The following is a 15,432-nucleotide window of genomic DNA, read 5'->3' on the forward strand; positions in this document are numbered from 1 at the left end:
CTTACTTAACAAGCTTTCTAGAAATGATTGTAACCCAGTCTTCCATCATCATTACTTCTTCAATTTCGAATCCTGCTTGCTGCAAGGAATTACGAACATCTTCTTTTTTCGTTGCAATAATACCTGACGTAATAAATAGTCCACCATCTTTTACGATAGAATAGGCATCGTTTGTAAACGTCATAATAATTTCTGCTAATATATTCGCAACGACGATATCTGCTTGTTCCTTTACATTATCTAGTAAATTACCATGTGTTACTTGAACCATGTCGTTAACTTTATTTAGTGCGATGTTTTCTTTTGCAGATTGAACAGCTACTTCATCCAGATCTAGTGCATGAATGGATGTAGCTCCTAATTTTGCTGCTCCTATGGAAAGAACTCCTGATCCAGTCCCCACATCAATGACGCTGTTTCCTTTTTGCACTGTTTTTTCAAGTGCTTGTAAACACATAACAGTTGTAGGGTGTGTTCCTGTTCCAAATGCCATTCCTGGATCCAGTTCAATGATCAATTCGTCTGTATTCACACGCTCATAGTCTTCCCAAGTAGGTACGATTGTAAAACGATTCGATATTTTCACTGGATGGTAGTATTTTTTCCAAGCAGTAGCCCAATCTTCTTCATCTACTTCTTGCACGGTTACACGATTATGACCAAGATCGATATTAAAGTTTTGTAAGTTGTTAATCGCAAGTTTGATCTCTTCTACTGTTTCCAGTAGAAAACTAGTTTCCGCTAAATAAGCTTTCACTCGAACGCCATCTACAGGGAAATCGTCTGGATTTAAGCTATAGATTTCACCAAATACATCTTCTCTTTCTCTTAATAACTCTTCCGAATCTTCAATAACTACTCCACTTGCCCCAGCCTCATGCAAAATATTACTTATTGCTTCCACTGCCTCATTCGTCGTATGAATGGATAGTTCAGACCATTTCACTTGCGCCCACTCCTTTATTCGCCTTTTATCGTTCTTTTGATTTTATCAAATAATGAACTGCCTTGCTCTTCCGGAATATCCCCGCTAATTTCTGCAAACTCACGAAGTAATTGCTTTTGTTTTTCCGTTAATTTCTTCGGTGTTATTACTTTCACTACAACATGTTGATCGCCAGTGCCATAACCGTGGACATTTTTGACACCTTTTCCTTTTAGGCGGAATGTAGTTTGAGATTGCGTACCTGCAGGAATTTTTAGTTTCACTTTCCCTTGAACGGTAGGTACTTCTATTTCGTCCCCTAGTGCAGATTGAGCAAATGTTAGTGGTAGTTCATAATAAATATCGTCGCCATCTCGTTCAAACCGTGGATCGGCTTTTACACGGAATACAATATATAGGTCACCTGCCGGTCCACCATTTACGCCAGGTTCACCTTGACCACTTACACGAAGTTGTTGACCATCGTCCACACCAGCTGGAATTGTGACTTTAATTTTTTTGCGTTTATTTACAGTACCTTTTCCGTGACAAGTTGAACATTTTTCTTTAATAAGTTTCCCAGTACCTTCACAATAATGACATGCGCGTTTCGTTTGAATACGTCCAAATGGAGTGTCTTGTGTTACATTTACTTGACCATGACCATTACAATGCGAACATTTTTCAGGTTGAGTTCCTGGTTTTGCACCAGTTCCGGAACATGTATCACATGTTTCTTCTTTTGCAACATCAATTTCTGTTTCTTTTCCAAAAACAGCTTCTTCGAATTCAATTGTCATGGAATATTGAAGGTCGTTTCCTTTTCGAGGTGCATTTGGGTCGCGTCTTCTTGATCCCCCACCACCAAAAAATGAGCTAAAAATATCTTCGAAACCAAAGCCGTCTCCTCCACCGAATCCACCAAAACCTTGGTTTGGACCGGCATGACCAAATTGATCGTACTGCGCTCGTTTTTGTTCGTCACTTAATACTTCATATGCTTCTGTAATTTCTTTGAATTTCGTATCAGCATCTGCTTCTTTGTTAATATCCGGATGATATTGTTTAGAAAGCTTACGATACGCTTTTTTTATCTCATCTTGAGAAGCACTTTTGGATACTCCAAGTACTTCATAATAATCACGTTTATCCATTGTTCACTCTCCTGCTCTTTACCTACTCATAATGAATATTGTAACACGGAAAAATAATCTAGTCTAAACTGTTACAAATGCGGAAGCGCCTGTCTCTGCCCCGACGGGCAAATGGGAATGGGGTAGGTCTGCCAAGTGCGCCACATCGTGTGGCAAGGCAGACATAACCCGCGTCGTGCGGGCCAAGGAGGCAGCTCCTCAGCCACCACAGCTTTTTCACATTTGACCCCGAGGGGCAACGCTCTTCTGCGACGAGCTGTGCGCAGGAGCAAGGCGCTGGAGTCTAGACGTAGATGTTCTTGTAGAAAGTTATTCCACATGTTTTAAAAATTATTATTTCCTAAACAGTAAGAAAAGCCAAAGCCGAATACGGTCTTTGACTTTTCCTTACCGACTAACTAACTCACTAATTACTTGTTGTCTTTATCGTCGTTTACTTCTTCAAATTCAGCGTCTACAACACCGTCGTCATTTGCATCAGCTTGAGCGCCACCATTTGCTGCAGCTTCCGCTTGTGCTTGTTCATATAACTTCATTGTAAGCTGTTGAACGATTTCGTTTAATGCATCTTTTTTCGCTTTAATATCTTCTAAGTTACCAGCTTCTAAAGCAGCTTTTAATGCTTCTTTTGCGTCTTCCGCTGATTTTTTCTCTTCTTCTGACACTTTATCTTCTAAGTCTTTTAATGTTTTTTCTGTCATAAATACTAATTGATCTGCTTCGTTTTTCACTTCAGCTTCTTCTTTACGAACTTTATCCGCTTCTGCGTTAGCTTCCGCTTCTTTTACCATACGCTCGATTTCCTCATCAGATAAAGAAGAGTTCGATTGAATCGTAATGTTTTGTTCTTTTCCAGTTCCAAGATCTTTTGCTTTAACATTTACGATACCGTTTTTATCGATATCAAATGTTACTTCGATTTGTGGTACGCCACGTGGAGCTGGTGGAATATCCGCAAGTTGGAAGCGACCAAGTGTTTTGTTATCTGCTGCCATTGGACGTTCACCTTGTAGAACATGAATATCTACTGCTGGTTGGTTATCTGCTGCAGTTGAGAATGTTTGAGATTTTGAAGTTGGAATTGTCGTATTACGTTCGATTAGTTTCGTAAATACGCCGCCCATTGTTTCAATACCTAAAGAAAGTGGTGTCACGTCAAGTAATACAACGTCTTTTACATCACCAGTTAATACTCCACCTTGAACAGCAGCTCCCATTGCTACTACTTCATCTGGGTTTACACCTTTATGTGGCTCTTTACCTGTTTCTTTTTTAATCGCATCTTGTACTGCAGGAATACGAGTAGATCCACCAACAAGGATTACTTTATCGATTTGAGAAGCAGATAATCCAGCATCTTTCATCGCTTGACGAGTTGGTACCATTGTACGTTCTACTAAATGAGCTGTTAAATCATCAAATTTTGCACGAGTCATTGTAACTTCTAAGTGAAGTGGTCCAGCTTCACCAGCTGTTATGAAAGGAAGTGAGATTTGAGTTGATGTAACACCTGACAAATCTTTTTTCGCTTTTTCAGCAGCGTCTTTTAGACGTTGTACTGCCATTTTATCTTGTGATAAGTCGATACCATTTTCTTTTTTGAATTCTTGTACTAAATAATCCATTAATACTTGGTCAAAATCATCCCCACCAAGACGGTTGTCCCCAGCTGTTGCTAGAACTTCAAATACACCGTCTCCAAGTTCAAGGATAGATACGTCGAATGTACCGCCACCTAAATCATAAACAAGGATTTTTTCGTCGTGATCCATTTTATCTAAACCATATGCTAGAGCAGCTGCAGTTGGTTCGTTAATAATACGTTCTACTTCAAGACCAGCGATACGACCAGCATCTTTTGTTGCTTGACGCTCTGCATCGTTAAAGTAAGCAGGAACAGTAATAACTGCTTTTGTAACTTTTTCTCCTAAGTATTCTTCTGCGAATCCTTTCAAATATTGAAGAATCATTGCAGATACTTCTTGTGGAGTGTAATCTTTATCTTCTGCTGTTACTTTTTCTGTTGTACCCATTAAACGTTTTACAGAAGCAATTGTATTTGGGTTTGTAATCGATTGACGTTTTGCTACTTCCCCAACTTGTTTTTCGCCATTTTTGAATGCTACAACAGATGGAGTTGTACGATTACCTTCAGGATTTGGAATTACTTTTGGCTCTCCGCCTTCTAGTACAGATACACATGAGTTTGTTGTTCCTAAGTCAATACCAATAATTTTAGACATAAATAGTTCCTCCTAAATATAAAGTGCTTATAGTCATTTTGATATAAATTTTATTCGTTAACTTTAACCATAGACGGTCTTAAAATTCTATCTTTTAACTTATACCCTTTTTGTAATTCTTGAAGCACGATACCCGAATCTTTTGTATCATCTTTTTCTTGCATCACCGCTTGATGGAAGTTCGGATCGAATGGAACGCCTTCTGCTTCAATTTGCTCTAGACCTTCTTTGGAAACCGCATCAAGTAAAGATCGATACACCATTTCTACACCTTTTGCTAAAGAAGCTACTTCTTCAGTAGTCTTTTCAACAGCTAATGCGCGTTCGAAGTTATCTAATACCGGCAATATATCTGATAATACAGATTGTGCACGATATTTGTAATCCGCTTCTTTATCTAATTGGACACGACGCTTATAATTTTCAAAGTCCGCTCTTAAGCGGATCGCTTTGTTTTGTTCTTCTTCTAATTGTTGTTTTAAAAGCGTTAATTCATCGATTTCTTCGATTGCTACTTCGGTTGTTTCATCTTCGGAAATTTCCTCAGTTTGTTCTTCCGACTTCTCAGTTTCTAATTCTTCTACAATTTCATCTTTTTGTTCTGACATTACTAGCAACTCTCCTTTATCCATGAGGTCCATGTAAAATTTTCGACAATTCTCTCGATAAGTCGCCACTCATCAAATCAAGTAAGGAAACGACTCGTTTATAATCCATTCGAGTAGGTCCAATAATTGCGATGGATCCAATCTGTTCCTTCCCAATGTCGTAGGAAGCTGTAATTATGCTACAATCTTCCATCGCTAGATGGTTGTTCTCCGTACCGATACGAATTTGAATTCCTTTTTGGTCTAAATGAAATAGTCCAGGAATTTGATTTACATGATCCATCCAATACATAATACTTCGTGCTTTTTCTACATCATTAAATTCTGGTTGATTTAACAGTTGCATTTTCCCACCGTAATAAACTTTATCTTCATGTTCTATTGTTAGCGCTTTGTTTAATGAACTTAGTAAATCGTTTAGACGACCATTATTTTGTCGCAAAACAGCTAATGTAACAGCTTCTAATTTAGCAGGAAGTTCATGTAAATGAACACCTATCAAATGCTCATTAATCAAATTGACCATTCGTTCAATATCCGACGCAGTAAAGCTTTCTGGTATGGAAAATACGCGATTTTCTACATGACCACTATCTGTCACAATGATAGCAACAGCGGAATCATCCGTTAATGGAACCATAGAAAACCGTTTGACACGATGTTTTCTCACATCTAAGCCTAACATAATAGAGGTATAATTCGTTAGCTCTGACAAAATTGCCGCAGATTTACGAATTATTTGTTCCGTCTCTACCATTCGTTCTTCAAAAATAGAACGAATTTGTTTAATCTCATTTTTGGAAATTCGTTGTGGAGTTAACATATTGTCTACATAATAACGGTAGCCTTTTTGCGAAGGTACACGACCAGACGAAGTATGTGTTTTTTCTAAAAAGCCCATTTCTTCTAAATCTGCCATATCATTTCGAATAGTAGCAGGACTAAATGGAACTTCCTCCTTTTTCGAAAGCTGACGAGATCCAACTGGTTGAGCGGTTTCGATAAAATCATCTACCGTTACTTGCAATATTAATAATTGCCTGTTAGTTAGCATGATTATCACCTCTGTTAGCACTCGTTCATAGAGAGTGCTAATACTTATATAGAAAATTTATCAAATCTCATGAGAACTGTCAACGATTTAGCTTGTAAGAAAATATTGAAATACTTCATTCCCAACAAAACGCCCTCGTTTCGTTAGTTTGATAAAGTCATTCTCGATGGAGACAAACTCTTTTTTCAAAAGTTCATCTATTTCTTTCCCATACACTTCTTGTAACGTTTTATTATATCTTTGTTCAAACCTTGTTAAGGAAACACCTGCGTTTTTTCGCAAGCCTAAAAACATTTCTTCTTCCATTTTCTCAATTAGAGTTACTTCTTTTTGCATCATAATAGGTTTTTCCATTGCTTCAATTGTATGCATATACTTTTTTAAAGGTCCATGATTAGAATAGCGCATACTACTTACGTAGCCATGTGCTCCCGCTCCAAGTCCAATATATTCATCATTATTCCAATAAAGCAAATTATGTTTGGACTCTTTTCCTTTATGCGCAAAATTACTAATTTCGTATTGAACATAACCATTCCGTTGCATTTCATCCATCAAATAGCTATACATGTCCGCTTCCAGATCTTCTCCTGGAAGTGTTAGCTTCCCTTTCGATAACAGATTATAAAATATCGTTTTCGGCTCCACTAGTAAAGAATATGCAGAAATATGTGGAATGTTTAGACGGAAAGCTTCTTTTAAAGATGCTTTCCATTGGTCCATTGTCTGGTTTGGCAAGCCATACATCAAATCTATACTGATGGAAGGGAAATTCGTTTGTTTGGCATATTCGATTACTTCATATACATGATCATTAGAATGCGTTCTACCTAGCACTTTCAACAAATCTTGGTCAAATGTTTGTACACCCATACTTAAGCGGTTTACTCCAAATTTGCGCATCAATTGCATTTTTTCGAGAGTTAATTCGTCCGGATTTGCTTCTGACGTAAATTCTACAACATGTTGCATTGGTATATGTTTTTGAATCAGCGTAAATAAACGACCCAATTGCTCTACTGACAATGAAGTCGGTGTGCCTCCTCCGATGAAAATAGTTTCGATAGTTGCATTTTTTAAATCCTCTGCCCATAAAGCCATTTCTTGTCCAAGCGTTTCAATATATTCATCCACTGGCTGATTATGAAAAAAGAATTTATTGAAATCACAGTAATTACAAATTTGATGACAAAAAGGAATATGAATATACACTCCTCGTACCATAATTATTCCAACTCTCTATATAAGAAAAAGGGGGCTACGTTTCTTGTGCCCCCTTTCCTTTTTTATTTATTTGGCTCGTCCATTTTCAGCACTGCCATGAATGCTTCTTGAGGAACTTCTACAGATCCTACTTGTTTCATCCGTTTTTTACCTTCTTTTTGTTTTTCAAGAAGTTTACGTTTACGAGAAATGTCTCCCCCATAACATTTTGCTAATACATTTTTACCGATCGATTTAATCGTAGAACGCGCAACAATTTTTTGACCAATTGCCGCTTGTACCGGAACTTCGAATTGTTGTCTCGGAATTAATGCTTTTAGCTTCTCAACAATAACTTTACCACGTTCGTACGCAAAATCTTTATGCACGATAAAGCTTAAAGCATCCACTTTTTCGCTATTTAGTAGAATATCCATTTTCACTAGTTTCGATTCTTTATAACCGATCAATTCGTAGTCAAATGATGCATATCCTTTTGTACTAGATTTTAACGCATCAAAGAAATCATACACAATTTCTGAAAGCGGGATTTCATAAATTATATTCACTCGTGCAGATGATAAATAGTCCATCGTGATGAAGTTTCCGCGTTTACGTTGACATAACTCCATAACAGATCCAACATAATCCTCTGGAACCATAATTGAAGCCTTCACATATGGCTCTTCAATTTTATCTACTTTTTGTACTTCTGGCATCATAGATGGGTTATCGACTTTAATCGTTTCACCGCTTGTTAACTTCACATCGTAAATAACGCTAGGTGCAGTCGTAATTAAATCGATTTTGAATTCACGTTCAATACGTTCTTGAATGATTTCCATATGCAGTAAACCTAAGAAACCACAACGATAGCCAAATCCTAATGCTTGTGACGTTTCTGGCTCAAATTCTAGGGCAGAATCGTTTAGTTCTAGTTTTTCTAGGGCATCACGTAAATCTACATATTTCGAGTTATCAATTGGATATAAACCACAGAATACCATTGGATTCATTTTTCTATATCCTGGAAGTGCTTCTGTAGCTGGGTTCGATGCTAAAGTAATCGTATCCCCTACACTCGAGTCTCCTACATGCTTCATCGATGCAGTTAAAAATCCAACATCTCCAACTGTTAGTTCAGAACGCATTGTTGCTTTTGGTGTAAATACACCCGTTTCCACAACTTCGAATTCTTTCCCAGAAGACATCATTTTAATCTTGTCTCCAGGTTTCACTGTGCCTTCCATAATGCGAATATAGACAATTACACCGCGGTATGGGTCAAATAAGGAATCAAATATAAGTGCTTTTAGTGGCGCTGAAGGATCTCCAGTAGGCGCCGGAACTTTTTCTACTACTTGTTCCAAAATTTCTTCGATACCGATTCCTGCTTTTGCAGAAGCGTGCACTGCTTCAGAAGCATCTAAACCGATTACTTCTTCCACTTCTTTTTTTACTCGTTCCGGGTCCGCAGCAGGTAAGTCGATTTTATTGACTACTGGTAAAATTTCTAAATCATTATCTAATGCTAAATACACATTCGCTAGTGTTTGAGCTTCGATTCCTTGTGCGGCATCTACTACAAGTATCGCCCCTTCACAAGCAGCTAAACTTCTCGATACTTCATACGTGAAATCGACATGTCCAGGTGTGTCGATTAAATGGAAAATATATTCCTCTCCATCTTTTGCTGTATATGTTAATTGAACGGCATTCAATTTGATCGTAATCCCACGTTCACGTTCTAGGTCCATCGAATCTAGCAATTGGCTTTGCATTTCCCGCGATGTTACGGTTTGTGTTTTTTCTAAAATACGGTCTGCAAGTGTCGATTTTCCGTGGTCGATATGCGCGATAATCGAAAAGTTACGTATTTTTTTCTGTCGTGCTAGTCTCTCTTCATGATTCATACTTGTTCACTCCTAATTAAACTACTTGCATTATAACAGATAAAGGATTGTATAAGAAATATTACTGTTATATTTTATGTACACTTTATATAATTTCATGGATAAAAGTTAATATAAATAATTTTTTGCCAGATTTTAATCTTATCAAAAACCCGTACATAACACAATCCATACAAAAAGAGATGAGGCATCTGGGATTTGCTTCATCTCTTTTCTTTATAGTTATGATGGTAACTGCTCATTTAACATATTGGATAAAGCTTTTGCTAATATTGCAATCGAACGATTAATTTCTTGTTCGGTATTATCAACGCCTCCTAGTTCTACATTGAGTAAATTTTTGGAAAGGTCTTGATTGTAAACACCATCTACACCCTTTCCTTCTTTCAATAAAATTCCTCTTGAAATTCCAGGTACTAATTTATTTAATTGGTTAGAGAGATTTTGTGCTAGTTGCTCGTTCCATCTGAAGTTAGGATGCTCTCCTCCAATAACGAATATAAATTTAGCGTAGCTTTCTTCACCACTTTTAAGCGTGGTAATATTTGCTTTTGCGGAATCTCTGTGAATATCTAAAATAATATCATATTCATTTTGTGCGATAGCTTTCTGAACTAATGGACGTATTGAATTATAGTCATCCATCTCTTTTTTATTGTAATCTTCTAAAAAGGTAGCCTCTAGTTGATGAAAAGCAAACTGGGCATTAATTTGATCTTGAAAAGTAGTAATATTACTTATTGGATGGTAAATAGCGATTTTTTCACCTTTGGCAGCAAGAATCGGTCGATATGCTTCTTGCGAATGAGTAAAGTAAACAAATGCTTTTTTCGGCTCAATTATTTCTTGTACGACTGGTTGCTTATCTTCCAATTGCGCCGCATACACTACAGGAATGTCCTCTGTTTTCTTTTCTTCCACTTGTTGTTCCGCTTGGGTCGTAAAAAGAGGTGTTTGGACTGTAGCGATAATGATAGGTGCTAAAAATAAAAGGATTAAAATACTTATTAAATTCTTCAGGGATTTAGCCATATATTCCACTCTCCTCACACAATCGTATGTGGAAAAGTGGAATTTTAGAACATCATCACCTACTAGCTATCCATGTTTCTAGGCTGTTTGAAAGCAAATGAGCATATTGTTCCACCCATGCATCTGTTTCTTTCGGTGTAACAAATAAAGAAGGATTCCTCCCAACAAATACTTCTTCAAATAACTTTCTTTTTTCTTCAGTTGGCCAAGTAACCCATTCTCCAAAAATAGGTTCTAGAACCTTTTTATCAATTGTTGGTTTTTTACTGGAAACCATCGGAGTAACAGCTAATGCAGAAGAAGGACTTCCTTTTTCTTCAATTTTAGAAGCTATATAATGAATAACTTGCTCCATCGCATCTGCATATAAAACTGGCCCATCAACAACCATAGGTATTCCTATTGCAGTAACAGGCACTCCATATACTTCTTCCGAAACTTCTTTTCGTTGATTTCCCACGCCCGATCCCGGATGGATACCTGTATTAGTAATTTGGATTGTCTTACAAAGTCGTTCACTATTTCTAGCAGCAAGCGCATCTAATACTATGATTAAATCTGGCTTAAATGCATTGCTGATTGCTTCTATGAAATCACTTGTTTCAAATCCTGTTTGACCAGTTACGCCAGGTGCGTACATCACCACTTTTACGTGCTCTTCAGTAGTCAGTGCAGAACTTTGTAAAATCTCGATTGCTTTTGGTCCTATTGCATCCGGTGTGATCAATGCGTTGCCAAGCCCAATTATTAAAATTTTTGATGACTTTGTCAGCTTAACATTTTCATGCATTTCTCTTAGCTTATCAACAAATATTCTTTCCAAGTGTTGAAAGCTTCGGTCATCATCTGGACTAACAGTTAAATCGGTTAGGGTAATATATTTCCCTTTCTTCTTTCCTAGTTCCTTTTCTCCGATTTCATTTACTTCAATAGAGGTTACTAATACCGCTCCCTCCCTACTTTCATCAAATTTAATGCCTTCCGATTTTTTTAATGTGTTCTTTTCTTTTTTTGAACGATGTCTGACCATTTCTTCTGATTCATCTAATAAATCTGTTCTTCCCCACATATAATTCACCTCTAAAATAGTTTGGACGATGTGTCAAGTAAATATTCTTTGCATTTATATATTGCAATTTGTTTTTGCGTTTGTTAAAATAATGCTTGTTGTATTAGACAGTTTCAACAAAGAATGTATCATCTCGAGACCATTTTAGGAGGTGAAAGGTATGCCAAACATTAAATCTGCAATTAAACGTGTTAAGAAAAACGCAACTTTAAACGCTCAAAACGCAACTGCTAAATCTGCAATGCGTACTGCTGTAAAAAAAGCGGACACTGCTGCACTTAACAATGACGAAAACGCAAAAGAACTTATTAAATCTGCAATCCAACAATTGGAGAAAGCAGCTTCTAAAGGTTTAATTCATAAAAACGCAGCTACTCGTAAGAAAGCTCAATTAATGAAAAAAGCGTAATTTAAATAAGACTGACCGAATCTATTCGGTCAGTCTTTATTTATGTTTTGGGATATTATCAGTTGTATTACTTGAAACTGTTGATTTCCGCTTCAGGCGGACGCTTTCCGCTCCAATCAATGGAAATTGCTAACTAATTAGCACCTAGCTTTCCATTTCAAATCTACAGTAATAATATTACTAGCTTGTTATTTCATCAAAAACAACTCTAATATCCGGTCCCGATTAATATTTAATGTTTTTAACTGCAAATCTACTGTCGCTAAATCATTTAACGTCTGCAATAGTTTTTCTTCGTTATACAATATTGGATTATCGAAAAGCAGTTTTACTCGATAAGGATGTACTTTTAATTGGCCTGCTATTTGTTGGGCATGATACCCTTTTTTCTTTAAATGACCTACTTGTATCATTAATCTTACTTGCGTAGCGATTAATGCATTTAACTTTAACGGATCTTCTTTTTGTTTTAATAGATCGTGGTAGATGGCAATTGCTTCGCTTTTATTGCCCGCAAGATAAGCATTTCCTAGTGTAAAGACGTCTTGTTCTAATGTTCGAACGAGTAATTTCTTCACCGTGTCTGTATCAATTACTTCCGTTTCTCCTACATACGTCGTGATTTTTGCTAATTCTGTTTGCAGGTGAACTAAATCGGTTCCGCCAAATTCGATGAATCGATTAACCGTTTCTTCTGACATTATTTTGCCATGTACTTTTAATTCATGCAGCACCCAACTTTTTAGATCATTCACCTGTAAACTAGTTGCTTCGATTACATTAGCGGTATTTTTCATCGCCTTTGTAATTTTTTTCCGCTCATCTAGTTTCTCATAAGGGGCGATAAAAACGACAATGGCAGTTGGTGAAGGGCTTTGTAGCCATTTTTCTAAACTGATCGTATCATGAATTACTTTTTCCTTTCCTTTTTCTGTTGCTTTTAAAAAGAATGCGTTTTTGGCAATCACTAGCTTTTTATCAGAGAAAAAGGGAATTGTATCTGCTTCATATATTACTTCGTCCACGCTTTTTTCTTCCAAATCGAATGTTATTATTTCTACTTCGCCATGCTCATTTAATTGTTTCTTTAATCTTTTTAGCGTCTCTTCTATAAAATATGCTTCCGTTCCGTATAATAAATACACATCCGACAAATTATTATTCGTTATTTGCATCCACTTTTCTGAAATCATTCTAGATCTCCTTACTAATGTAGGTTTGTCTTTATTATAACTTAAAAGTAGTGAATAATTTGTGACATTGTCAGAAGGAAATTAGAAATGAAAGATTCCATGTAGATTTTTAATAGGCTATCCTATATAATTAGGTGGAAATAGGAGGGGTAATAATGAATGAATTTGAACAAAATGTACAGTCGAAGCGCAACGATGCAATCGACTCAGGCGTAGGTTTTGTAGTCTCCTTTGGATTTTTTACCGTTATGTTCGCTATTGCAGTAATTGTTGAGTTTGTTGCTCGATAATCACTAAAAAAGGGTTTTGTCTTTACTAGGCAGAACCCTTTTTTAGTTGAATCAATTTCAAAAAATAAAAATTTATTACTAGGGTGTTGTCACATATATCTCTCCGCTTTTCGTTATAACTACTTCAATCGTGCCATCTCTACCAGTTTGTAAAAAAGGAATTTGAAGGGCATCTAAACGCTCAACTACATCAGGATGTGGGTGACCAAATCTATTCCCAAATCCTGCCGTAATGATCGAAATATCTGGTTTTGTGAGTTCTAAAAAAGATTGTTCACTAGAAGTTTTACTTCCATGATGTCCAATTTTCAATAATGTAAGATCTTTTATAGCTTTTGGATAGCTTTTAACTAATTCTAGCTCCCCTTCTTTTTCCAAATCTCCTATAAATAGCCCATGAAAATAACGATTACGCATTGATAGGACAAGTGAGTCATTATTTCCCTCATAGATGGAATCCATCGGATAAATATAGTGAAATTGAAAATAATTTGAGTCTATTTGATCTCCCGCCCTTCTTTCTATGAGAAGAATTTGTTGCTTTCTTATTTCTTCCATCAAATCTCGCATGACTTCTTTATCCGCAGATCCAGGCGTAATATGAATTTCATCTATTTTCACTTCCCTTAAAATCTCTTCAGCAGCTTCCATATGATCGGCATCCGCGTGTGTAATTACCAATGTATCTATTTTGGTTATCCCTTTCCCTTTTAAAAACGGTACAACAATTTGACTTCCCACTTCATATACTTCATTTGTTGCCTTCCAAGCATCTTGCTCAAACCGTAATATCCCACCCGTATCAATCATGATTATTTCTTTTCGATAAGGCATTTCGATCACAATACAATCTCCTTGTCCTACATTCAAAAAAGTTACTTTTGTCGATGAATCTAGATATGGAGTAACTTGCATAATCCCAATTGGCAATAAAAGTAGAAAGCTACTTAATATAACCCGCTTGTTCTGTTCAATTGAGATAAAAAAGAACATCACCGTCACATAAGCAATAAACACGAGTAGCAGGGACGGCTTCATCGGATTCCACATTTGATAAGGTAAACTTCCTAAGTAAATGAGCAATTCATCTAACAACTTGCGCATTGGTTCATATAAATAAAATAAAAAATTACTAATAGTAGTTGAAATATATGTGAGTAACAAGAACAAAAGATTAATAGGTAAAATGATAAACGAAAACAGTGGGACAAAAACTAAATTAGCGAGGAACGAGGAAATGGAAATTTCATAAAATTGATAAAGAAGTATAGGATAGACAATCAATTGACATAATGCAGTTATTACAAAGGATTGAATAATGTAAGACGTACTATTTTTTAATAACACGGACGAATAAATAAGAGAAAACGCTGCTAAATACGATAATTGAAAACCAATTTGAAAAACAACCCATGGTGTTACTAATACAAAACCAATAATACTTAACGAAAATGCATCATCGATCGATAGTTTTTTCTTAAACAATAAACTAATTAAGACAATTTCAGTTACGGAAACAGATCTCCATACAGATGGAGCTCCTCCAGCGATAAACGCATAAAGCGGAAGAGCGATAATTAATAATAAATTTGCTGTTTCTCTTCGAATGCCGAGCCGAATAAATGACTCATATACAAGAAGGGCAAGTAAAGATACATGGAGACCAGAAATAGCAAATAAATGTGTAATTCCTAATGTTTGATATGCTTCTTGCATATCGGATGGCATCTGCTCTCTACTTCCGATTAATAGTGCTTCTGCTTCTGCTTGTAAAGATGGTGGAAATGTAGTTTGTATATGCCGCTTCATGGTGAATCGTTTTTCTGCCATATACGTTAGAAAACTTTCATTTTTCTCTGTTATTTGATATGATTCTACGGCCATTTGACCAACCGCACCATTACTTTTTATATAGGATTCCATGTCAAAAGCATAAGCATGAGATGCCGGTCGTTTCTCCACTTCTTTTGCATCCACTTGGAATGCTATACCTGCAAGAGATCTTTGCATAAGTGCAATTTTCTCATTTTCCGTACTTAATTTTAGTTGTACGTACCATTTTTCGTTATCTTGGGATATAGCAAATCCTCGGACGTACTGTCCACTTATCCGGTAAACGTCCGTCCAAGTTATTTCCGTTACGTGCATTTCACTTGCTTGCATTGGAATTACTGTCTGCACATAAAAATAAGAAGTAATACCAAAGATTATTGTTCCAGTTGTAAATAATAGATGCTTTTGCTTATACACTAGCCAGCAAAAAAGAAGGACAAATAACAATAATAGCTTGAATGATTCATACGCACTAACTGTAGCAATTACAACAGATAGGGCCACAT

Annotated in this window: 13 protein-coding genes; 2 read left to right on the forward strand and 11 right to left on the reverse strand. The window is 36.4% G+C overall.

Annotation, left to right across the window (positions count from 1 at the left end):
• Position 1 precedes the first annotated feature (1 nt).
• The 9 genes from prmA to gpr form a co-directional block, all read right to left on the reverse strand.
• Complete coding sequence (gene prmA, locus ACIQYS_RS00290) at positions 2 to 946, reverse strand: 50S ribosomal protein L11 methyltransferase (protein WP_402973125.1); 945 nt, start codon at positions 944 to 946, stop codon at positions 2 to 4.
• Between the two features lie 14 nt (positions 947 to 960).
• Positions 961 to 2,079, reverse strand: coding sequence for a molecular chaperone DnaJ (gene dnaJ, locus ACIQYS_RS00295; protein WP_402973128.1), 1,119 nt, complete (start codon positions 2,077 to 2,079; stop codon positions 961 to 963).
• Between the two features lie 410 nt (positions 2,080 to 2,489).
• Positions 2,490 to 4,322, reverse strand: coding sequence for a molecular chaperone DnaK (gene dnaK / locus ACIQYS_RS00300; RefSeq protein ID WP_402973131.1), 1,833 nt, complete (start codon positions 4,320 to 4,322; stop codon positions 2,490 to 2,492).
• Between the two features lie 50 nt (positions 4,323 to 4,372).
• Positions 4,373 to 4,930: a nucleotide exchange factor GrpE gene (gene grpE / locus ACIQYS_RS00305; RefSeq protein WP_402973134.1), complete on the reverse strand. Its 558-nt coding sequence runs from the start codon at positions 4,928 to 4,930 to the stop codon at positions 4,373 to 4,375.
• 16 nt (positions 4,931 to 4,946) lie between these two features.
• Positions 4,947 to 5,984: a heat-inducible transcriptional repressor HrcA gene (gene hrcA / locus ACIQYS_RS00310; RefSeq protein ID WP_402973137.1), complete on the reverse strand. Its 1,038-nt coding sequence runs from the start codon at positions 5,982 to 5,984 to the stop codon at positions 4,947 to 4,949.
• 87 nt (positions 5,985 to 6,071) lie between these two features.
• On the reverse strand, positions 6,072 to 7,208 hold the full coding sequence (hemW, locus tag ACIQYS_RS00315; RefSeq protein ID WP_402973140.1) for a radical SAM family heme chaperone HemW: 1,137 nt from the start codon (positions 7,206 to 7,208) through the stop codon (positions 6,072 to 6,074).
• 62 nt (positions 7,209 to 7,270) lie between these two features.
• Positions 7,271 to 9,100 (reverse strand): translation elongation factor 4, encoded by a 1,830-nt coding sequence (lepA, locus tag ACIQYS_RS00320; RefSeq protein WP_402973143.1) that lies wholly within the window; start codon positions 9,098 to 9,100, stop codon positions 7,271 to 7,273.
• 222 nt (positions 9,101 to 9,322) lie between these two features.
• Positions 9,323 to 10,132 (reverse strand): stage II sporulation protein P, encoded by an 810-nt coding sequence (gene spoIIP / locus ACIQYS_RS00325; protein ID WP_402973146.1) that lies wholly within the window; start codon positions 10,130 to 10,132, stop codon positions 9,323 to 9,325.
• A 55-nt stretch (positions 10,133 to 10,187) separates the two neighbouring features.
• Entirely contained in the window at positions 10,188 to 11,201 is a 1,014-nt protein-coding gene (gene gpr, locus ACIQYS_RS00330; RefSeq protein WP_402973149.1) for a GPR endopeptidase, read from the reverse strand.
• A 160-nt stretch (positions 11,202 to 11,361) separates the two neighbouring features.
• On the opposite strand from gpr, the gene rpsT reads away from it, so the two are divergent.
• The gene (gene rpsT / locus ACIQYS_RS00335) at positions 11,362 to 11,610 is read left to right on the forward strand and encodes a 30S ribosomal protein S20 (RefSeq protein ID WP_144511145.1); all 249 of its coding nucleotides are present in this window, start codon (positions 11,362 to 11,364) and stop codon (positions 11,608 to 11,610) included.
• A gap of 188 nt (positions 11,611 to 11,798) precedes the next feature.
• Here rpsT and holA read toward each other — a convergent pair whose 3' ends face one another.
• On the reverse strand, positions 11,799 to 12,803 hold the full coding sequence (gene holA, locus ACIQYS_RS00340; protein ID WP_402973153.1) for a DNA polymerase III subunit delta: 1,005 nt from the start codon (positions 12,801 to 12,803) through the stop codon (positions 11,799 to 11,801).
• A gap of 155 nt (positions 12,804 to 12,958) precedes the next feature.
• On the opposite strand from holA, the gene ACIQYS_RS00345 reads away from it, so the two are divergent.
• Positions 12,959 to 13,093, forward strand: coding sequence for a YqzM family protein (locus tag ACIQYS_RS00345; protein ID WP_402973156.1), 135 nt, complete (start codon positions 12,959 to 12,961; stop codon positions 13,091 to 13,093).
• Positions 13,094 to 13,171: 78 nt separating this feature from the next.
• On the opposite strand, the gene ACIQYS_RS00350 is transcribed toward ACIQYS_RS00345, so the two are convergent.
• Positions 13,172 to 15,430, reverse strand: a complete 2,259-nt coding sequence (locus ACIQYS_RS00350; protein WP_402973159.1) for a DNA internalization-related competence protein ComEC/Rec2 — start codon at positions 15,428 to 15,430, stop codon at positions 13,172 to 13,174.
• Positions 15,431 to 15,432 lie beyond the last annotated feature (2 nt).

The sequence above is a fragment of the Psychrobacillus sp. NPDC096426 genome (assembly GCF_044762745.1).
Classification (GTDB): Bacteria; Bacillota; Bacilli; order Bacillales_A; family Planococcaceae; genus Psychrobacillus.